The 21,672-nt window shown below is 69.6% G+C and carries 9 protein-coding genes; 7 read left to right on the forward strand and 2 right to left on the reverse strand.

Annotated elements, in window-relative coordinates; genetic code table 11:
- The first annotated feature begins 147 nt into the window (after nucleotides 1-147).
- From glgP to MDN94_RS15300, 6 genes are all read left to right on the forward strand, one after another.
- Complete coding sequence (gene glgP / locus MDN94_RS15275) at nucleotides 148-2,832, forward strand: alpha-glucan family phosphorylase (RefSeq protein ID WP_482726343.1); 2,685 nt, start codon at nucleotides 148-150, stop codon at nucleotides 2,830-2,832.
- A gap of 429 nt (nucleotides 2,833-3,261) precedes the next feature.
- Nucleotides 3,262-4,830 (forward strand): FG-GAP repeat domain-containing protein, encoded by a 1,569-nt coding sequence (locus tag MDN94_RS15280; RefSeq protein ID WP_482726344.1) that lies wholly within the window; start codon nucleotides 3,262-3,264, stop codon nucleotides 4,828-4,830.
- Between the two features lie 296 nt (nucleotides 4,831-5,126).
- Complete coding sequence (locus tag MDN94_RS15285) at nucleotides 5,127-6,683, forward strand: FG-GAP repeat domain-containing protein (RefSeq protein ID WP_482726345.1); 1,557 nt, start codon at nucleotides 5,127-5,129, stop codon at nucleotides 6,681-6,683.
- A 23-nt stretch (nucleotides 6,684-6,706) separates the two neighbouring features.
- Nucleotides 6,707-10,354 carry a LamG domain-containing protein gene (locus MDN94_RS15290; RefSeq protein ID WP_482726346.1) on the forward strand — a complete coding sequence of 1,216 codons (3,648 nt, stop codon included), beginning with the start codon at nucleotides 6,707-6,709 and terminating at the stop codon, nucleotides 10,352-10,354.
- A gap of 115 nt (nucleotides 10,355-10,469) precedes the next feature.
- The gene (locus tag MDN94_RS15295) at nucleotides 10,470-17,354 is read left to right on the forward strand and encodes an RHS repeat-associated core domain-containing protein (protein WP_482726347.1); all 6,885 of its coding nucleotides are present in this window, start codon (nucleotides 10,470-10,472) and stop codon (nucleotides 17,352-17,354) included.
- Between the two features lie 17 nt (nucleotides 17,355-17,371).
- Nucleotides 17,372-17,845: a hypothetical protein gene (locus tag MDN94_RS15300; protein ID WP_482726348.1), complete on the forward strand. Its 474-nt coding sequence runs from the start codon at nucleotides 17,372-17,374 to the stop codon at nucleotides 17,843-17,845.
- A gap of 208 nt (nucleotides 17,846-18,053) precedes the next feature.
- On the opposite strand, the gene MDN94_RS15305 is transcribed toward MDN94_RS15300, so the two are convergent.
- Complete coding sequence (locus tag MDN94_RS15305; protein ID WP_482726349.1) at nucleotides 18,054-18,731, reverse strand: helix-turn-helix domain-containing protein; 678 nt, start codon at nucleotides 18,729-18,731, stop codon at nucleotides 18,054-18,056.
- A 274-nt stretch (nucleotides 18,732-19,005) separates the two neighbouring features.
- Between MDN94_RS15305 and MDN94_RS15310 the strand changes: the two genes are divergently transcribed.
- Entirely contained in the window at nucleotides 19,006-20,451 is a 1,446-nt protein-coding gene (locus tag MDN94_RS15310; RefSeq protein WP_482726350.1) for an NCS2 family permease, read from the forward strand.
- 271 nt (nucleotides 20,452-20,722) lie between these two features.
- On the opposite strand, the gene MDN94_RS15315 is transcribed toward MDN94_RS15310, so the two are convergent.
- The gene (locus MDN94_RS15315) at nucleotides 20,723-21,316 is read right to left on the reverse strand and encodes an arsenate reductase/protein-tyrosine-phosphatase family protein (RefSeq protein WP_482726351.1); all 594 of its coding nucleotides are present in this window, start codon (nucleotides 21,314-21,316) and stop codon (nucleotides 20,723-20,725) included.
- Nucleotides 21,317-21,672 lie beyond the last annotated feature (356 nt).

Genomic DNA, 21,672 nt, shown 5'->3' on the forward strand with positions numbered 1-21,672 from the left:
TTTACGCGCCGGATGCGCCAACGCGCCGGTGCGACACCCGTGCGCCGTGGTTACGGAGGGCGCGGACCGATACCGTCGGAAATGACGGAAAAGGACGCACCGTCCTGCGTCCGCTCGGATGTGTACCTCCCCTGCGAAGGTGAACTTGTGAAGGCCATTCGTCGATTCACCGTCCGCCCCGTCCTCCCCGAACCGCTCGGGCCGCTCAGCGATCTCGCACGCAATCTGCGCTGGTCCTGGCACACCGAGACCCGAGAGCTCTTCCGGACCGTCGATCCCGAAGGGTGGCGGGCCGTCGGCGGCGATCCCGTGCGGCTCCTCGGGAACGTGTCCGCCATCCGTATGGCCGAACTGGCCAAAGACCGGCGCTTCCTGCGCAGACTCGCCGCCGCGGCCGACGACCTGGACGACTATCTGCACGGCCGCAGGTGGTACCAGTCCAACGGCGGCGAGGGCGGTGACGGCGGCCCCGACACCCCCGCGTTCCCCACCGCCATCGCCTACTTCTCGCCCGAGTTCGGCGTCACCGCCGCCCTGCCGCAGTACTCCGGCGGCCTCGGAATCCTCGCCGGCGACCACCTCAAGGCGGCCAGCGACCTCGGCGTACCGCTGATCGGGGTCGGCCTGCTCTACCGGCACGGCTACTTCCGCCAGTCCCTTTCCCGCGACGGCTGGCAGCAGGAGCACTACCCGGTGCTCGATCCGAACGAACTGCCGGTGAGCCTGCTGCGCGAGGTGGACGGCACCCCGGCCCGGGTGTCCCTCGCCCTCCCCGGCGGCCGGTCGTTGCACGCGCACATCTGGGTCGCGCAGGTCGGCCGGGTACCGCTGCTGATGCTCGACTCCGACATCGAGGAGAACGGGCCGGGCGCCCGCGACGTCACCGACCGGCTGTACGGCGGCGGCAGCGAGCACCGGCTGCTCCAGGAGATGCTGCTGGGCATCGGCGGAGTGCGGGCGGTCCGCGCCTACTGCCGGCTCACCGACCGTCCCGCGCCCGAGGTGTTCCACACCAACGAGGGTCACGCCGGATTCCTCGGCCTCGAACGCATCCGCGAACTGGGGGAGCCGCCCGAGCACGGAGGCAGCGGGCTCGGCTTCGACGCGGCGCTGGAGGCCGTGCGGGCAGGGACCGTGTTCACCACCCACACCCCCGTGCCGGCCGGCATCGACCGTTTCGATCGCGAACTCGTCGCACGCCACTTCTCCGAGGGCGCGGAGCTGCCCGGCGTGCCCGTCGACAAGGTCCTTCAGCTGGGCATGGAGACCTATCCGGGCGGCGAGCCCGGCGTCTTCAACATGGCCGTGATGGGACTGCGGCTAGCCCAGCGCGCCAACGGCGTCTCCGAACTCCACGGCGCGGTGAGCCGCAGCATGTTCGCCGGACTGTGGCCGGGATTCGACGCCACGGAGGTGCCCATCACCTCCATCACCAACGGTGTGCACGCCCCGACCTGGGTGGCGCCGGAGGTGTTCCGCCTCGGTGCCCGGCAGATCGGCACCAGCCGTGCGGAGGACGCCCTCTCCGTGGGCGGCTCCGGGCGCTGGGACTCCGTCGGGAACATCCCCGATGCCGATATCTGGGAGCTGCGCAGGTCGCTGCGCGAACAACTGGTCATGGAGGTGCGGGAGCGGCTGCGCGCCTCCTGGCGCCAGCGCGGTGCGGGCGCGGCCGAACTCGGCTGGATCGACGGGGTGCTGGACCCGGACGTGCTCACCATCGGCTTCGCCCGCCGGGTGCCCTCGTACAAGCGGCTCACCCTGATGCTCCGTGACCGGGAGAGGCTGACGGAGCTGCTGCTGCACCCCACCCAGCCGATCCAGATCGTGGTCGCCGGCAAGGCCCATCCGGCGGACGACGGCGGCAAGCGGCTGGTGCGGGAACTGGTGCGCTTCGCGGACGACCCGAGGGTGCGCCACCGCATCGTCTTCCTGCCCGACTACGGCATGGCGATGGCGAAGAAGCTCTACCCGGGCTGCGACGTCTGGCTGAACAACCCGCTGCGGCCCCTGGAGGCGTGCGGCACCAGCGGTATGAAGGCGGCGCTCAACGGAGCCCTCAACCTCTCCGTCCTCGACGGCTGGTGGGACGAGTGGTTCGAGCCGGACTTCGGCTGGGCGATCCCCACCGCCGACGGCGCGTCCACCGACGAGGACCGCCGCGACGAACTCGAGGCCGCGGCGCTGTACTCGCTGATCGAGGAGAGGGTCGCCCCGCGGTTCTACGACCGGGGCACCGGCGGGCTGCCCGACCGCTGGATCGAGATGGTGCGTCGTACCCTGACCACCCTCGGCCCGAAGGTGCTCGCGGGCCGCATGGTGCGCGAGTACGTGGAGCGGCTGTACGCACCGGCGGCGCGGGCGCACCGCGCCCTGGACGCCACCAGCGCACAGGATCTCGCGGTCTGGAAGGCCAGGGTGCGCTCGGCCTGGCGTCAGGTGGCCGTCGACCATGTGGAGGCCGTCGACCAGGACGCGGCCGCGGGCCAGGTCGCGTCGGCGGGTCTCGGCTCGACCCTCACCATCCGCGTCCAGGCGGCGCTCGGCGAACTCCAGCCGGACGATGTCGAGGTACAGGTGGTCGCCGGCCGCGTCGACTCGGACGACGCCATCCGCGACGCCCAGACCTTCCCGCTGAAGCCGGCGAGCGGCCCGGACCTCGAGGGGCGCTGGGTGTACGAAGGGCCCCTCGCGCTGGACCGGACGGGCCCCTTCGGCTACACGGTCCGCATCCTGCCGGCGCACCGCCTGCTGCCGTCGGGTTCGGACCTCGGGCTCGTCGCCGTGCCGACGGAGACGTCGGGCGAGGACGCGGGCGTGCTGATGCGCTGACGTGCTGACTCGCGACGAGGCCGAGAGGCCGGGGACCTGGTACGGCCGCTCCCGTGGGGGGCGGCCGTACGCCGTTGTTCCGGGTACGCGGCAGGTATCCCTTTGTGAAGGACTCGTGACGTCGTATCAAAGGCCCTGTGACCAACCTGTGTTCGTGATCGATGGCTCCATGTCGGACATGTGATCTTGTCGTGATCGGCGTGATCATGCCATAGTCCCGTTCCGCTTCCGTGGATCGTGGGGGCAGGGAACCGGGCGGCGAAGCGCCCGCGGGGCGGGGAGGCCCTGCGGAAACGCTTCCCCACGTTCGGACACGGTCTGCCGGAGCACACGGGGCTTCCCCGGCCATGAGCCGGGGCCGCCCCGACGACAGGTCAACCGAAAGGCCGTCGCCGCTCCTCGCGGAGTACGGCGCGGGGTGGGGGAAACATGCCGTACATCGGCACACGAACGACCCGTGGTGTGACGGCGCTGGCACTCGCCTGCGCCGTCACCCTGCTGGGGCAGGGGGCGGCACCGCTGAGCCAGGCGGTCGCCGCCACCGGCTGCGCCGGAGCGCAGCACGACTTCAACGGTGACGGGATCCGCGACATCGCGATCGCCGACCCGGAGGCCACGATCGCGGGCAAGGAGCGCGCCGGGCAGATCCACATCGTCTACGGCGGCGGCAAGGGCACGTTCGCGCTCTCGCAGGACTCGCCGAACGTGTCCGACGGGGCGGAGACCGGTGACCAGTTCGGCTTCTCCTACGCCGTCTACGACGCCAACTCCGACGGATGCAGCGACATCGCCGTCGGTATCCCCTTCGAGGACATCAACCTGACCGACCGCACCGTCAAGGACGCGGGCCTGGTCCACCTGATCTACGGCTCACCGGCCGGCATGGCAGGGAACGGGCTCGGCACCATCGGTTTCCGCCAGGGCAGCGACGGCAAACTCGCCGGAGGCTACGAGGCCGAGGACTGGGTCGGATACGCCGTGGCCGCCGGCAGGTCGGCCACCAACATCCCCTTCCTCGTGATCGGAGCGCCCGGCGAGGACGGCGCCGAGGGCAAGGACATGGGGATGTTCCACTACGTCTACGGCACCGCCTACAACGTCGCGCACGTGGCCCAGGACAGTGCCGGAGTGTGGGAGGACCCCGAGCCCAACGACCGCTTCGGCGGGTCGATCGCCGCCACCGACCGCCACTTCGTCGTCGGCGCACCCGGCGAGTCCATCGCCACCACCTCGGCGAACGTCGAGTTCGCGGGCGCCGTGATCGCCTTCCGGCCCTCGATCAACACCTCCGGCATTCCCGACCCGCTGTTCGGCATGGGTCAGGGCCGCAGTGGCAGCGGTGACACCACCGCACAGGCCGGCGACCAGTACGGCACGTCCCTGGCGATGGCGCCCTACCGCCCGGCCGGCGCCACCTCGAACTCCGATTCACTCCTCGCCGTCGGTGTCCCCGGCGAGGACCTGGCGACCACCGTCGACGCCGGCGCCGTGCACACGTACCACCTCAAGGCGGACGGCACCGTGGCGCCGATCACCTGGATCGACCAGAACCAGCCCGACACGGAGGGTGAGGCAGAGGCCGGCGACTTCTTCGGCCAGCGTCTCGCCGCGGTCAACACGGCCCCGACCGCGACCGGCACCGCGGCCACGATGCGTCTCGCCGTGGGCGTGCCCGGTGAGGAGTCCTCCGAGGAGTACCGGGAGGAAGGCGGCGTGCAGATCCTGCCGCTGCTCGGCGCGCCCGGTGCCGGCGACAGCTGGATCTCGCCCGGCAACGGCATCCCCGCCGCCCGCGCGCCCCGCATGCTCACGGGCATGGGCCTCGGCACGAGCCCGGGCTCGCTCTACGTGGGTGTCCCGTACGGTCCCGTCGCCGACCGGGCCGTCCACGCCTTCCCGTGGAACACGCCCAACGGCGGTGCGCCCACGCAGAGCTGGCGGCCCGGCCAGGGTGGAATCCCGGTCGACGGCGTCGCGTTCGGCGCGTTCCTGAGCTGACAGCAGGCGGCCGGTCCGCGCCGTGGCCGAGGGGCCGCGGCGCCGGTGGGCCGTGCCGTGCCGGTGGGCCCGTGCGCCCCGGGCCGACGAGATGTTCTGGTGGCGGAGATCCCCACAGGGCTGTGTCCGGCGTGCCCTCGGACACGTATGCCCGTCCGCGGAAGCCGCCGGGCGGCACCGCGAACGGCTCCGCCCCCGCACCCACGGCCCCCTCGACACACGTGGGCGCCGCACGGCGCCGACGCCGAGAACCTCCGGCGCAAGCAGCCGGGTAGCAAAGGGGAGGAACCAACGCAGTGACCAGTCCTACGCGTCGGCCACGACGCACCACGCGACGACGGACGGCGCTCGCCGCCGGCGCGCTCGTCCTGACCGCCTCGGCCCTGGGCGCCGGGCCGGTGACGCCCGCCGCGGCCGTCGCCGCCGCCTGCTCCGGCGTGGAGTCGGACTTCAACGGCGACGGAATCCGGGACACGGCGATCGCCGACCCGGAGGCGACCGTCAACGGCAAGACCCGGGCAGGCCTCGTACACATCGTGTACGGCGGCGGCAAGGGCACCTTGCAGCTGTCCCAGGAGACCGCCGGAGTACCCGGCGGGGCCGAGAACGAGGACCAGTACGGTTTCGCCCTCGCGGTCTACGACGCCGACGCCGACGGGTGCAGCGACCTCGCCGTCGGTATCCCGTACGAAGACCTGGAGAGCCCGGATGCGGGGCTCGTGCAGATCATCTACGGATCGGCGACCGGTCTCCTCGGCGGCAGGGCCGTCAGAGAACACAAGCAGGGTGCCACCCATTCGCTGGGCGGCGGCGACGAAGCCGGTGACTGGACCGGGTACGCACTGGCCGCCGGCAAGGCCGCCGGAGGTTCCTCGTACCTCCTGATCGGTGCTCCCGGCGAGGACATCGGCACGGTCGCGGACACCGGGGCGTTCTTCTACGTCTCCGCCGACGCCACCACCGCCCACGGCAACCACCAGGACACCGAGACGGCGGGAGCCGTGCCCGGAGTGGCCGAGACCGACGACCGGTTCGGCTCGACGCTCGTGGCCACCCCCACCCACTTCGCCGTCGGGACCCCCGGCGAGGCGCTCGGCACCACCACCTTCGCGGGCGGCGTCGCCGTGTTCAGCCACACCCTGGTCTCCGGGTACCCCAAGCCGCTGGTCGGCCTCGCCCAGGACCAGGACGCGATCGCCGGCAACGAGGAGGTGGGCGACGGCTTCGGGACCGCCCTCGCGATGGTTCCGTACCGCCCCTCCGGGGCCACCTCCACCACCGAGTCGCTGCTCGCCGTGGGCGTGCCCGGCGAGGACCTCAAGAGCGTGGTCGACGCGGGCGCCGTCCAGATCTTCAGGCTCACGGCGAGCGGCAGCTTCACCGAGACCCAGTGGATCGAGCAGGACACCGCCGACGTCGAGCAGGCGAGCGAAGCGGGCGACTTCTTCGGCCAGCGCCTGGCTGCTGTCAACACCGCGCCCAGCAGCACGAGTTCCGGCACCAACACCCGGCTCGCCATCGGCGTCCCCGGTGAGGAGTCGGCCGAGGAGCACCCGGAGAAGGGCGGCGTCCACATCGTCCCCATGGTCGGCGCGCCCGGAGCGTCCGACGCGTGGATCGACCCGGGCTGGGGCATCCCCGCTGCGCCTGCCCCCACACAGCTCGCCGGCCTGAGCCTGGCCGCGAGCCCCGGCGGGCTCTACGTCGGGATGCCCTACGGGCCGGCGGCCGACCACGCCGTGCACCTCTTCCCGTGGGGCACGGCCGGCGGCAGCGCCCCCACGAAGACCTTCACGCCCGGCGGGGACGGAATTCCCGCCGGCGACACCGCATTCGGTGCGGCGGTCCGCTGATGAACGACAGGGAGAACGGACACGTGTCCAGACGTATACGACGCGGCCTCGTGCTGCGCGGCGCGATCGCCGCGGTGGCGGCCGGCGCCGTACTGACCGGCGGCTTCAACGCGCTGCCGGACGCCTCGGACGGCAGCGACGCCGCACCCGAGCAGGCCGCGGTCGGCACCGGCACGCCCGTGCAGACGGAGGCCGAGGCCCTCGCGGTCGCCAAGAAGAGCGGCAAGAAGATCGAGATCCTCGGCATGCGCACGGCACGCCGGGAGATCTACGCCGAGCCCAACGGCACCTTCACCGCCCGCGAGTACACCGACCCGATCCGTACCTTCCAGGGCGGCTCATGGGTCGACATCGACAGGACCCTGGTGCGTGGCGCCGACGGCAGCGTGGCGCCGAAGGCGGCCGCGGTCGGCCTGTCGTTCTCCGACGGCACGGCGGGTAAGCCGTTCGTCACCATGAACCAGGCGGGCCGCGAGCTGTCGCTGACCTGGCCGCACGGGAAGCTTCCCGCGCCGGTCCTCGACGGTGACACCGCCACCTACAAGGACGCCCTGCCCGGCGTCGACCTCGCGGTGCGCGCCGAGGCGGACGGCTTCGGCCACCTCCTCGTCGTCAAGACCCCGCAGGCCGCCGCCGATCCGCGCCTCGCCAGGCTCGACCTCGGTCTGAAGACCGACGGTCTCACGGTGAAGGAGGACGCCACCGGCGCCCTCAAGGCCGAGGACGCCGCCGTCGGCGGCACCGTCTTCGAGGCCGGCAAGCCGGTGATGTGGGACTCGGCCGCCGTCAAGGAGGCAGCCGCAAGGAAGCAGGGACCGAAGGCCGTCTCCAAGGCGGTCGCCGCCGCGTCCGCGGACGCCGCTCCGGCCTCGTCCGTCGCACCCGAGGCCGCGCTCGCCGGCCCCGGCGGCGGCGGGAAGACCTCCCCGCTCGGCATCGAGGTCGGCAAGGGCAAGCTGTCCCTGGTGCCCGACCAGAAGCTGCTCAAGGGCAAGGACACCGTCTTCCCGGTCGTCATCGACCCGATCCAGCGCACGACTTCACGCACCGCGTGGACCGGCGTGATGTCGGGCATGCCGAGCGAGCAGGACTGGAAGTACTCCGGCAGCGCCGGTGTGGGCAAGTGCCCCACCGACTACAGCCCGGTGTCCTGCAACGGGGTGGGTGTGCGGCGGCTGCTGTTCACCATGCCGATGTCGTTCTACAAGGGCAAGCAGATCCTCGGCGCCACGTTCTCCGCCCGTGTCGAGCACATCTACAGCGCCTCGCCGACCGCGGAACCGATCCGGCTCTACCGCATCGGAGGCAAGAACTACAGCATCACGTCGTCCTCCAGCTGGTCCAACACCTCGGACGACTGGCTGGACCACATCGGCACGGTCGACAAGGCCATCTCGCCGACCAGCTGCTCGAGCCAGGCCAACCTGCACTTCGAGTCCGGTCCCACCGGTGAGCTGACCAGCGAGGTGAAGACCGCCGCGGCCGAGGGCTGGTCCTCGATGACGCTCGGTCTGCGCGCCGCCGACGAGACCCGGCTGCCCGAGTGGAAGCGGATCTGCGGCAACGCGTACCTCTCCATCAGCTACAACAACCTGCCGCGGAAGATCACCACGCTGTCGCAGAACCCCGGCGGTGTCTGCACCTCCGGCACCGGCCGTCCGTACGCCGAGGTCCCGCCGCAGCTCCAGGCCGTGGCCAGCGACCCCGACCACGCGAACGGCAACACCGACAAGGTCAAGGTCGAGTTCAAGGTCGACTGGACCGACCCGGTCACCAAGGAGGCCAAGAGCTACACGTACCTCACACCCTCCTGGCTGGCACCGACCTCCGGCACCAAGTTCACGCACACGGTGAAGTCGACGATCCCGCAGAACACCGTCATCTACTGGAGTGCCCGCGCCTACGACGGTGACGGCTACGGCCCGTGGAGCTACGACGGCGACTCCGTACGTTGCGAGTTCATCTACGATCGGACGCTGCCGGGCAGGCCGAACGTGCTGTCCAAGCAGTACCCGTCCGACACCGTCTACCACGACGGCGTCGGCACCTACGGCTCGTTCACCTTCTCGCCGAACCCGAACGACTCCGTGCCCGACACGGACGTCGTCAAATACCGCTACGCGTTCGACAGCACGGCAACGCCGACGACCACGATCAACGCCACCTCGGCCGGCGGCCCCGCGACGGTGAGCTGGATGCCGACCCGCGCCGGACGCCACTGGGTCGACGTCATCGCCGTCGACAAGGCGGAGAACCCGAGCACCAAGGCGCACTACGAGTTCCTCGTCACCGAGGGCACGCCCGTCGCCGCCCAGTGGAACCTCGCCGACGCGCCGACCAGCACCGAGGCGCACGACGAGACGGGAGCCTTCTCCGCGGACGCCGGCACCGGTGTCACCTTCGGGGTGGAGGGCCCCGGCGGCAAGGCCGACGCCGCCGCCCGCTTCGACGGGACCTCCGCCGCCTACGCCGACGTCAACGAGACGGTCCTCGACTCCGCGAAGAGCTTCAGCGTCAGCGCCTGGGTCCGTCCGAAGGGCACGCCCACCCGTGACATGGCGGTCATCAGCCAGGACGGCACCGGCGAACCGGGCTTCACGCTCGGCTACGACCAGACTGCCGGCACCTGGGCGTTCTCCGTCCCGGTGACCGACGTCGACACGCTCGGCGAGTGGAAGGCCGTCGCCACGGGCGTCAGCGTCGTCCCCGACCAGTGGGTCCTGCTGACCGGCGTCTACGACGCCACCAAGTCCGAACTGCGGCTCTACGTCAACAAGGACTCGAAGGGCACCGCCTCCCGCCGCTCGGTGTGGCGCTCCTACGGCCCGCTGCAGCTCGGCCGCACCACGGCCAAGAGCGGCTACCGGGACAACTTCGACGGCGACCTCGCCGAGGTTCGCGTCTTCGACCGTGTTCTGCCCGCCGCGCAGGTGGCGGAGATGATGACGGTCAAGCCCGACCGGAAGAACTACTGGCAGCTGGACTCGGCCACCTCGGGCTCGTCCCCGGACACGGGGGCGGGGCAGGCGCTGACGCTGGCGGGCAACGCGGCCGTGAAGAGCGCGCCGGACGACCCGCTGTCGCTGGACCCGTACCCCCTCGTCGGGGCGGGCCACCTGGTGCTCGACGGTGACGGGGACTACGCGTCCACGGCCACCGCACCCGTCACCGGAGCGAGCAGCTTCACGCTCACCGCCCGGACGCTGCTCACGACGCTGGACCCGGAGAAGGCCCAAACGGTCCTCTCGTTGCCGGGGGCGGCGGCCAACCGCCTCGCGGTCCGCTACAGGCCCGCACCGGACGCCGAGACTCCGTCGATGTGGGAGCTCGCGGTCGCCGAGTCCGACTCGGCCACGGCCCCGGTGAAGAGGTTCGCCGACGACCAGGAGCTGCCGGACACCGACCCTGCAGGCCAGCACCTGGCCGTGGTCTACGACGCGTTCGCCAACGAGATCCGGCTGTACGTGAACGGCATGCTCGCCGACATCGCGCACGGCACCGACGACACCCTGTGGGCCGCCACCGGCGCCCTCCAGGTGGGCCGTTCGGCACTCGGCGGCGGAAGCGAGTACTTCGCGGGCGCGATCGATGAGGTCCGTGTCTACAGCGGAGCCGCGGACAAGACCGCGATCCAGCAGATGTCCAACCCGATGGCTCTGCCGGACATGTAAGCCCCGTGCGGGCGGGTCGGACCTTCAGAGCCGGCCCGCCCGCACGGTCTGTTCCATTCCTGTCGACGTGTGGAGACACGTGATGCCATTCCAAGGCCGGTTGATGAACCGGCACATGCCCAGGTGGTTGCTCTCAGCGACCGCGCTGGGTGTGATCATCGCCTTGGCGGGCAGTGCCGCCGAGGCCTTGCCGGTCGAGGAGCAGGGCCGCGGCCGGCCAGATGTACAGAACTTCGGCGACCCCCTGGAGGGCAAGGACGGCAAGGCTCTGCCGCGCCCGTCCGACCCTGCCAAGAAGGCGGCTGTCAGCCGGCTGGACAAGGCGGTCTGGCCGGTCGGCGGCAGCGCGGACGTCGCCGTCTCCGCATCCTCCACGAAGGTGAAGGTCGGCGGCCTTCCGGTCGCGGTCGCGCCCGTGAGTACCAAGCAGGCGACGGACCGCAAGGGCGCAGGGGCCCGGTCCTCCACGGCCAAGGCGCCCGCCGGCCCTGCCGACGTACGGATCGACGTCCTGCCTGCCGAGCGCGCGTCGGACCTCGGTGCCGGGGCCGTCCTGCGCGTCCAGCGGGCCGACGGAGCCGAGGCCGACGCCAAGGTGCGTCTGTCCGTCGACTACTCGGCCTTCGACGAGGCGTACGGCGGCTCGTACGGAGCCCGACTGCGTCTGGTCCAGCTCCCCGCCTGCGCCGCGGTCGCCGAACCGGGCAGCAAGGCCTGCCCGTCCACCGGCACACCGCTGCCCACGGTGAACGATCCCGCCACGAACACCGCGACGGCCGAGGTCACGGCCGCCGCCGAGCCGGGCGGCCCGTCCACCATGGCCGTCCAAGGCGCGTCACTCGTCGCCCTGACAGCGGGAGCGTCGTCCTCACAGGGCACCTACGGCGCGACCGCGCTCGCTCCCTCGGCGAGTTGGAGCGTCTCCCAGTCGACGGGCGGCTTCTCCTGGTCCTACCCGATGCGCACGGTGCCGGTCGCGGGCGGTCTGGCGCCCACCGTCGGGCTTTCGTACCAGTCGCAGTCCACCGACGGCCGCACCTCGGCCACCAACAACCAGGGTTCCTGGATCGGTGAGGGCTTCAGCTACGAGTCCGGGTACATCGAGCGCCAGTACAAGCCGTGCACCGAGGACGGCCACGACGGCTCGGCCGAGCAGTGCTGGGCGTTCGACAACGCCACCATCATGCTCAACGGCAGCGCGTCCCAGATCATCAAGGACGACGCGACCGGCCAGTGGCGGCTGTCGAACTCCGACGGCTCCAAGGTGGAGAAGCTGACCGGAGCCACCAACGGCGACAACGACGGTGAGCACTGGCGGATCACCACCCCGGACAGCAAGGAGTACTACTTCGGCCTGAACCGGCTTCCGGGCTGGGCGGCCGGCAACGAAGAGACATCGTCCGTGTGGACGCTGCCCGTCTTCGGCGACGACTCCGGGGAACCCTGCTACAACGCGACGTTCACCAGCGCCCACTGCAAGCAGGCCTGGCGCTGGAACCTCGACTACGTCAAGGACCCGCACGACAACGTCGTCTCCCACTACTACGCCAAGGAGGTCAACCACTACGCCCTGAACGGCAAGACCGACGTCAACGGCACCGCGTACGACCGCGGCGGATACCTGAAGCGGATCGACTACGGCCAGCGCGACGGCCAGGCCTACGCGGCCAAGGCTCCGGCGCGTGTCGTCTTCGACGTCACCGAGCGCTGTCTGCCGGACACTTCCTTCGACTGCGCCGAGAGCAAGCGAACGTCGGCCAACGCCGCACGCTGGCCGGACGTGCCGATCGACCGGGAGTGCAAGGCGTCGACCAAGTGCGGCTCCGACCAGATCTCGCCGACGTTCTTCACCACGAAGCGGCTCAAGGCCGTCATCACCCAGATACGCAAGGACGCCACCGACTACCAGGACGTGGACGCCTGGGGCTTTACACACCTGTTCCTGGACAACGGCGACGACTCCAAGAGCATGTGGTTGTCGAAGATCGACCACGAGGGACGGGTCGGCACCACGGCCAAGGTTCCTTCACTGGAGCTGTTCGGCGAGCAGAAGGACAACCGCGTCGACGCGATCGGCGACAACATCTCCCCGTTCAAGCGCTACCGCCTGGCCGCAGTGGTGAGCGAGACCGGTGCGCAGTTGGACGTCAACTACGCACCTGCGGAGTGCACCGTCCCCACCCTGCCCAAGCCGGGCGAGTCGACCAAGCGCTGCTACCCCGTCAAGTGGGCCGCCCCCGGTCATGTCGACCCGATCGACGACTGGTTCCACAAGTACGTGGTCGCCGAGATCGTCGAGACCGACCGCACGGGCGGCGCCGACAAGATGGTGACCAGGTACTCCTACGAGGGTCCGGCCGGCTGGCGTCACTCGAAGCCCGACGGCATCACTCCCACGGAGTTCCTGACCTGGGGCGAGTGGCAGGGCTACGGCAAGGTCAAGGTCACCAGCGGTTCCGAGGACGTGCAGCGGTCCCGCATCGAGTACACCTACATGCAGGGCCTGAACGGCGACAAGCTACCCGGAGGCGGCACCCGTTCCGCGTCGGTCACCGACTCGACCGGCACGGTGTACACCGACGACGAGGACTTCACCGGCTTCGAGTTGGAGACCCAGGTCTACAACGGCGCCTCGGTCGCCACCAAGGTGATCAAGAAGCCCTGGAAGCACCACACCGCCACCCAGACCAAGAGCTGGGGCACCGTCCGGGCCACTCTGGTCAAGCCGACCGTCACCCGCGGGTTCACCGCGCTCAATGCGGGCGGCTGGCGTGAGAGCCGCACGGAGACGACCTACGACACGGCCACGGGCACGGGTCGTATCACCGAGGCCGAGGACTTCGGGCTGGTGGTACCCGCCACCGCGAGCCAGGCGGAGAAGGACGCCGCGGCCAAGGACGACACCTGCACCCGCACCACGTACGCGGACAACACCTCCGGCGGCCAGAACTTCCTCGACCGCGTCAAGCGGGTCGAGACCGTCGCCGTCAACTGTGCCGTCACGCCCGACCGCAAGACGCAGGTCATCTCCGACACCCGGACCTTCTACGACGCCCTCGCCCACGGTGCCGCCCCGACCCGCGGACTGGAGACCTCCTCCGAACGCCTCGCGTCGCACGACGGCACCACGCCCACCTACCAGGAGACCTTCAAGAACACCTACGACACCTACGGCCGCCCGTCCACGGCGACCACACCGGCAACGGGCAAGACGACCACGACGTACACCATGGTCAACGGCCTGACGACGCAGACCAAGGCGACCAACGTCCTGGGGCACGCGGTCACCACGGACTACGAACCGGCGTGGGGCCAGTCCCGGGGACAGACCGACGCCAACGGCAAGCGCACCGACATGGCTTTCGACGGCCTCGGCCGTGTCACCTCGGTGTGGCTGCAGGACCGCAGCAAGGCCGGCAACCAGACGCCGAACAACAAGTACACCTACCTGGTCCGCCAGGACGCCCCCGTGGCCGTCAAGTCCGAGATCCTGGAGGAGGGGGGCTCCTACAGCAGCGAGTACACGCTCTACGACAGCATGCTGCGAGCCCGCCAGCGTCAGGCCGTGGGCCCCGGCGGCACACGGCTCGTCGCCGACACCTTCTACGACAGCCGGGGCAAGCTGAAGACCGCCTACGACACCTACCAGGCGGCCGGCGCCCCCTCGGACCAGCTGCTGGTCGTGCACAACGGTGAGGTCGAGTCGCAGACCCACTACGAGTACGACGACATGGGGCGCGCCACCGCCACCGTGTTCTCCGTCGCGGGCGTCGAGCAGTGGCGCAGCACCACGGTGCACGAGGGCGACAGGATCCACCAGATCCCCCCGCAGGGCGGTGTCGGCACGACCACGCTGACCGACGCCTCGGGCAAGGTCACCGAGGTGCGCCAGTACCAGAGCGGCACGCCCGGCGGTACGGGGCCGGTGGCGTACACGTCCACGAAGTACTCCTACACGCCGTCCGGCGAGCTGGAGACCGTCGTCGACTCCCAGCAGAACACCTGGTCGTTCGACTACGACCAGCGCGGCCGCAAGATCCGGTCCCAGGACCCGGACTCCGGCACGACCGTGATGGGCTACGACAACGCGGACCGCGTCACGTCCGTCACCCACGAGGGCCGCAACACGACGATCACCAGCACGTACGACGCCATCGGACGCATGACCGCCACGTACGACGGTGCGGTCTCGGCGGGTAAGAAGATCACGGAGACGCGGTACGACCGCCCCGGCCTTCTCGGCCAGCCGTACGCGTCGCTCCGGTGGATCAGCGGCACGGAGTACTTCGGCACCATCGTCCAGACCGCCGACGACTTCTACCGTCCGACGAAGACGCTGTACACCGTGCCCGCGTCGCAGGGCGCACTGGCCGGCAACTACACCTTCACCAGCGCCTTCAACCGTGACGGCACCCCGCAGTCCTCCGGCCTGCCGGCCGCGGGCGGGTTGTCCGCCGAGGTCCTGGCCTTCGGGTACGACGAGCTCCAGCGGCCCGTCACGATGAAGGGCACGGACACGATCATCTCCGGCACCACCTGGTCGCCGACGAGTGAGCTGCTGCAGTTCGAGTTGAACTCCGGCGGCAAGAAGGTCTGGCAGACCTTCGACTACGAGCGCGGGACCAAGCGTCTGAAGGAAGCGAAGGTCGACGTCTACGGCTCGACCGGCGGGCCGGTCAAGCAGACCGCGTACTCGTACGACAAGGCCGGCAACATCCTGTCCATGGCGGACACCGGCGCGGGGTCGAGCCTGGTGGACGTGCAGTGCTTCCGGTACGACGCGAACAAGCGTCTCTCCGAGGCGTGGACGCCGTCGGCCAACACCACCACCGCGGCCGGCTCCGGCACGATCGGCACCATCGCCCCGGTCGACGGCTCCCAGCCGTCCGCCTGTGCGGCCGATCCCGGCTCCGCCGCGCTCGGCGGACCCGCGGCCTACTGGAAGTCCTACCGGGCCGACGCCATCGGCAACCGTACGCAGGAGATCGTCCACGACACCGGTCTGGACACGTCCAAGGACGTCACTCGGACCTACACCTACGGCGAGAACGGCGCCGGACCGCACGCCGTGACCAAGGTCGTCGAGAACACGCCGACCGGCGATCGGCAGTCCACGTACGGCTACGACGCAGCGGGCAACATGGACACCCGCACTGTGGGTGGCGACACCGACACGCTCAGCTGGGACGTGACCGGCAAGCTGAGCAAGGTGGCCGTTCCCGACGACGTCACTACGCCGGCCGACGAGGCCGGGGACACCACCTTCCTCTACGACTCCGAGGGCAGCCGGGTCCAGCGCAAGGACCCCTCGGGCACGACCGTCTACCTGCCGGGCATGGAGCTCTTCCTCCCGGCCGGATCGACGAGCGTCCAGGCCACCCGCTACTACGCGCTGGCCGGGCAGAACGTCGCAGTGCGGACGAACGACAACACGATCACCTTCCTCGCCTCCGACCACAACGGCACCGGTGAGGTCGCCGTCCAGTCGGCCACGGGAGCGGTGACGCAGCGTCGTTACGACCCGTTCGGCAACGCGCGTGGCCAGGCCCCGGGTGGTGGCAGCTGGCCGGGGCAGGAGGGCTTCGTCGGAGGAACTCTGGACGAGACCACAGGACTCACCCATCTCGGCGCCCGCGAGTACGACCCGGTGCTCGGTCGCTTCATCTCGGCCGACCCGATCGTCGCCTTTGCCAACGCCCAGCAGATGAGCGGGTACGCCTACGGCAACAACTCGCCGGTGACCTTCGCCGACCCCTCGGGCACCATTCCCGCCGAGTGCTGGGAAGGCATCATCACCTGCCGGATGGGCCCCAACGGCTGGGAGTTCGGCGAATCGAAGAAGTCCGCTCCGGCGAAGACCAAGGAGGAGCAGGACGTCGAGGTGGCCAAGCAGGCGGTCGCGTCGGCCAACCAGGGCATCACCGAGGTGACCGACAAGATCATCGAGGAGCTCAAGGACATCGCGGGTGTCAACGCCGTGCAGGACTGCGCGTCGAACCCTGCGGTCGGTACCTGTCTGAAGGCTGCCGGCGAGGTGGCGAGTCTGTTCCTCGGGGCGTGGCTCAAGGGTCTGGTCAAGGCAAAGAAGATCAAGAAGGCCATCGAGCTCCTGCCGGACCTCTACGGAGCCATCAACAGGCTCCGCAAGGCGGAGAAGCAGCTCGACAAGGCCGAGGACGCCCTGGAGAAGTCCAAGAAGGCGAAACCCAAGGGCAAGAACAAGAAACGCGACGACGACAGTTGCGAGGCGCACAGCTTCCTGCCGGGATCCCTCGTCCTCATGGCCGACGGCAGCAAGAAGAAGATCGAGGACGTACGGCTCGGCGACAAGGTCGAGGTCACCGATCCGAAGACCGGCGAGAACTCGGACCGCGAGGTCGTCGGTACGATCGTCACGGAGGACGACAAGGACTTCGTGACGCTGACGGTCTCGACGGGTTCGGGAGCCGAGACGCTGGTCTCCACCGTCACGCACCCGTTCTGGGTCGAGTCCGCGCAGGCGTGGGTCGATGCCGGTGACCTCGAGCCGGGCATGGACCTGCGCACGGCCGACGGCGACCAGGTCGAGTTGACCACACTGGACTTCTTCGAGAAGCGCCAGCGCACGCACGACCTCACGGTTTCCGGAGTCCACGCGTACTTCGTGTTCGCGGGCGTCGAGCCGGTGCTCGTGCACAACATGAACCTGGACTGCCTGACGATCAACGACGGGCACATCGTCTTCAACCACACTCCGGAGGGCATCAACAGCGATCCCAAGAAGACCGAGTGGCTGCCGGGGACGACCAAGGACTCGAGGGCGAAGATCATCAAGGAGGTGCTCAGCAGGGGCCGCGAGGTGCACGACACCAAGAACAGGGACGGAAAGGTCTTCGAGCTCAGATACAACGACCCCATCGGCTACGACCGAAAAGTGCCGAGGAACAAGCTGTACGTGATGCGGGTCTACTACGACCCGGACGAGAACTACGTGAAGAACGCCTTCCCGGTGAAGCGATAGAGGAGGAAAGAACGAATATGCGGATGGCCTTCGTGGAGGACTCCTGGTACAAGCCACAGGGGTACGAGTACCGGCTGGACCTCACGACCATCTCCCGTTCCAACCTGAGGTGGTACTGCTTCCTCGGGAGCTGGCGGATCGAGCACGGAGCGACGGACATCAGCCCTCCCTGGGGCTGGACGCCCCTCTTCGATGCCTTCTACGGCGTCCTCGAGGTCATGGAGTCCGCCCGGAAGGGCGCGGAGCACGACTGGATCGACTTCACGGAGAACGATGAGCGCATCCGTGTCGTGCGCCGTGGTGACGACCTGGTGCTGTCACCGACCTATTCCGAGGCCGAGATCGTGTGCCCGGTCCAGGAATTCATCGAAGGAGGCCGCGATTTCATCCGGCGGGAACTGGCCGCCGTCGTCGCGGGCCACCCGGCGCTCGCGATGAACCCGACCGCCCGGCAACTGGCTGACGAGGTGGGTCTCCACCTCGGTCCCTAGACAGGGGCGTGGCCGGGTCCTCGGGGAGCCGGCCACGCCAGCACGTCGTCCTCTTCGTTCCGCCCAGCCGGCGGCGGAGGCCGCCGGCTGGGACGGCAAGCGCTGTTCGTGACGGGCGAGGACCGCCCCCGGTGCCACCGGGGGCGGTCCTCTTTGCTTTGTGCGCTTCCGGCGGCCGGTGAACGGAAGTTCGGCCCCGCGCCACCGCTCAGTGGTCCGGGAGCAGCGCCCAGAAGTGGTCGACGATCTCGTCGATGTAGCGCCGTCCGTCCTCACCGGAGGCTGTGCTGCCGCCGGCCCGGCTGAGGGTGGCCGCCAGGAGGGTCTGGTAGTCCTGGTGCATGGTGCGCAGCGGGTCCTTCAGCTCACGGCGCTCGATGGCGACGAGCTTGGCGATGGCGCGGATGTGGGCCTGCCAGCGGGTGGAGACGGCCTCGGTGAGGAGGTGGGCCAGTTCGTTCTCGAGTCCGGTGATGGCGATGAAGTCGCGTGGAGGAAGAGCGAGAACGCTGCCCAGAGCGGCGGACTGGCGCTTGTCGCCGGTCCACAGGCCGGTCTCTTCCATGTGGTGGTAGGCGTCGAGCGTCAGGCCCGTGGCACGTGCGACGTCCTCGACGGGAAGTCCGCGGGCGAGGCGGTGCTCGCGCAGGGTACGGGCGTGACCCATGAGCTCACCGGGGGCGCACCACAAGGCGCCGGCCAGGGCGGTGAGTTCGTCGGCGGAGGGCAGTGCCGTGCCGAGTTCCCAGGCCGCGACGTGTTCGGGCGTGATGTGTGTCATGCCGTAGGAGGCGCGCATGCCGTAGGCGACGTGGCCGTGGGCCATCCCGAGTTTCTCGCGCAGGGTGCGGGCGGCGCGCGCGTTGAAGGGGAGGGGTGGGTGCACGGTGTGAGAGTAGGCAGTTACTCGCCGCTACTCCATGGCCACTGTCGCCTGCATCCCGTTATGCGGGATAGGTCGTCGGGGATTTCGTAGGAAGCCACAGGGGCTGCCCGACCAGTCAATTCCGGTTCTTCACGACCTGGTTGTGAGCCGCGTCGCGCCGCGTATGATCCGCTCGCGAGCTGCCGCATGTGTGTTCGCACAACAGGTGTGAACGCTCTTCCCCCGCGGCGCCGTCATCCTTCTCTCTCCCCCTGTAGGCCCAGGAGACGCCGTCATGCAGAACAGCGCGACCAGCCCGGCCGACGCGCCGCCCACCGGAACCGGCGGCCCGCTCGACCGGTTCTTTGGCATCACCGAACGTGGCTCGACATACGGCCGGGAAATACGCGGCGGGTTCGCCACGTTCTTCACCATGGCGTACATCCTCGTGCTCAACCCCATCATCCTGAGCAGCGCCAAGGACAAGTTCGGCGAGCAGCTGGACGCCGGGCAACTGGTCACCGTCACGGCCCTGGTGGCCGCGGTCATGACCGTGATCATGGGTGTGGGCGGCAACCTGCCGCTCGCCCTGGCCGCGGGCCTCGGCATCAACGCCGTCGTCGCCTTCCAGGTCGCCCCTCTGATGGGCTGGGACGACGCGATGGGCCTCATCGTGCTGGAAGGCCTGCTGATCTGCGTCCTGGTGGTGACCGGTCTGCGCGAGGCCGTCATGCACGCCATCCCGCAGCCCCTCAAACAAGCGATCAGCGTCGGCATCGGCCTGTTCATCGCCTTCATCGGCTTCGTGGACGCCGGCTTCGTCACCCGTATCCCGGACGCCGCGAACACCACCGTGCCCGTGCAGCTCGGCACCGGTGCGCTCACCGGCTGGCCCATGCTCGTCTTCTGCCTCGGCGTGCTCCTGACGATCGTGCTCCTCGCGCGCAAGGTCAAGGGCGCCATTCTCATCAGCATCGTCCTGATGACGGTCGTCGCCGTCGTCGTCAACGAGCTGGCGGACGTCAAGTCCTGGGGCCTGACCTCGCCCTCGCTGCCCGACAAGCCGTTCGCCGCCCCCGACTTCGCCCTGCTGGGCAACTTCGACCTCTTCGGCTCGTTCGGCCAGGTCAGCGTGCTGACCGTGGTCCTGCTCGTCTTCACGCTGGTCCTGTCCGACTTCTTCGACACGATGGGCACCGTGGTCGGTGTGACCGCCGAAGCCGGACTCCTCGACGAGCGGGGCCAGGTCCCCGGCCTGGGCCGCGTTCTTCTCATCGACGGTGCTGCCGCCGTCGCGGGCGGTGCCGCCTCCTCCTCGTCCGCCACCACGTACATCGAGTCCGCCGCGGGTGTCGGTGAAGGTGCGCGCACCGGCTTCGCCAACCTCATCACCGGCGGTCTCTTCGCTCTCGCCCTCTTCCTCGCCCCCGTCCTGACGATCGTGCCCCTCCAGGCCGCCGCCCCGGCCCTCGTCGCCGTCGGCTTCCTGATGATGACCCAGGTCAGGCACATCGACTGGGACCGCTACGACGTCGCGGTCCCCGCCTTCCTGACCATCGTCGTCATGCCGTTCACCTACTCCATCACCAACGGCATCGGCGCCGGCTTCATCGCCTACGTGGTCATCAAGGCGTGCCTGGGCAAGGCCCGTGAGGTGCACTGGCTGCTGTGGGGTACCGCGGTGCTGTTCCTCGTCTACTTCGCCATCGACCCGCTGGAGCAGCTCCTCGGCATCAAGTAGCCGCAGAGGGCTCCCGACGGGCTCAACGAGCACGGTCCGCCTCGCCTCGACGTCGATCACGATCGCCTTCGAGGCGAGGCGGCCGTCCCGGAAGGGACCGCCCACAGGGCCGGGTCCGTGAGCCGGCCCTTCCGCCGGTCCCGCCGAGTGCTTCGGCACCGGCCCGGGCCTTCGGACGCGACCCCACAGCCTGCACGTACAGGGCGCCACTTGCGCCGACAGAACCCCTCCGCAGGGCTCATCGCCCCAGGCCAGGAATCGTCCATCCGTTTCAGTCAGCCGTCTCCAAGTGACACGGCTGGGCCGGCCGGTCCATGGGTGCGGCGATCCGCTCCACGACCTCCGCGATCCGAACCAGGCACTCATGCACTTGCGGCGGAGGTGCGCCAAGAGGGTCGTTCACGTCCACGTCACCCGTGCATGTCGACACGGAACCACGGCGAGCGGCCGCGCCCTGGACGAGGGTTGCAAACCGTGCGGCCGGATCCACGACGCCCCCGGCGTCCTCGCGGCGCACCAGCCGGGCGAATTCGCGGAGGGTGAATGCACGGGACAACGCACGCACAGGGGACAGCCGCACAGCGGCCTCACGATGTTCCGTCGCAGCGCCCAGCACCAGGTCCGCGTTCTCGACCATCTCCTTGGTCAGTCGGCGGGAGCCCGTCCCGCAGGGCTGCACGCCACGTCCGAGGAGGAAGGAGGCGACAGCGGCCGCCATCGGCATATCCGCGACAGCCCGCGTGCCGGCACTGCTCAAATGGATCACTTGCCGATGCTCGAGCAGCCGGTGCCTGAGCAGGCACTCGGCAAGCGGAGAGCGGTAGAGGTTGCCGGTGCACACGACGAGTACACGGAACGGGGGCACACACGCTCCAGGAGGGGAGGAAGAGCAGACCAAGACGTGCGACGCGTTGTCAGTATTCACCCGACGTCTCCGCGGGGTGTGTACCTCGCTGAGCGTTTCCACCCGTCTGTGTATTTGTGTGTTCGCCCCTTGGCCCACCGGCCATGATCGGGCCCTGACGGATCAGCAGATCCGCCGCATTCCCTGGACGTCCGAACGTGAGCGGTGCCAGGCGGTGAAGATCCCGCATATTGGCCGACTCGGCTCCTCGTGTCGCGGGGCTGCTGTCGGCCGGTCCGGTGATCTACGTACGCCATACGGCGTCTTGTCTCCTGAAGGCGCTTAGCAGGTGTTCGTCGGCGACATCCATTCCACAT

This window comes from Streptomyces sp. WAC00040 (genome assembly GCF_056835925.1).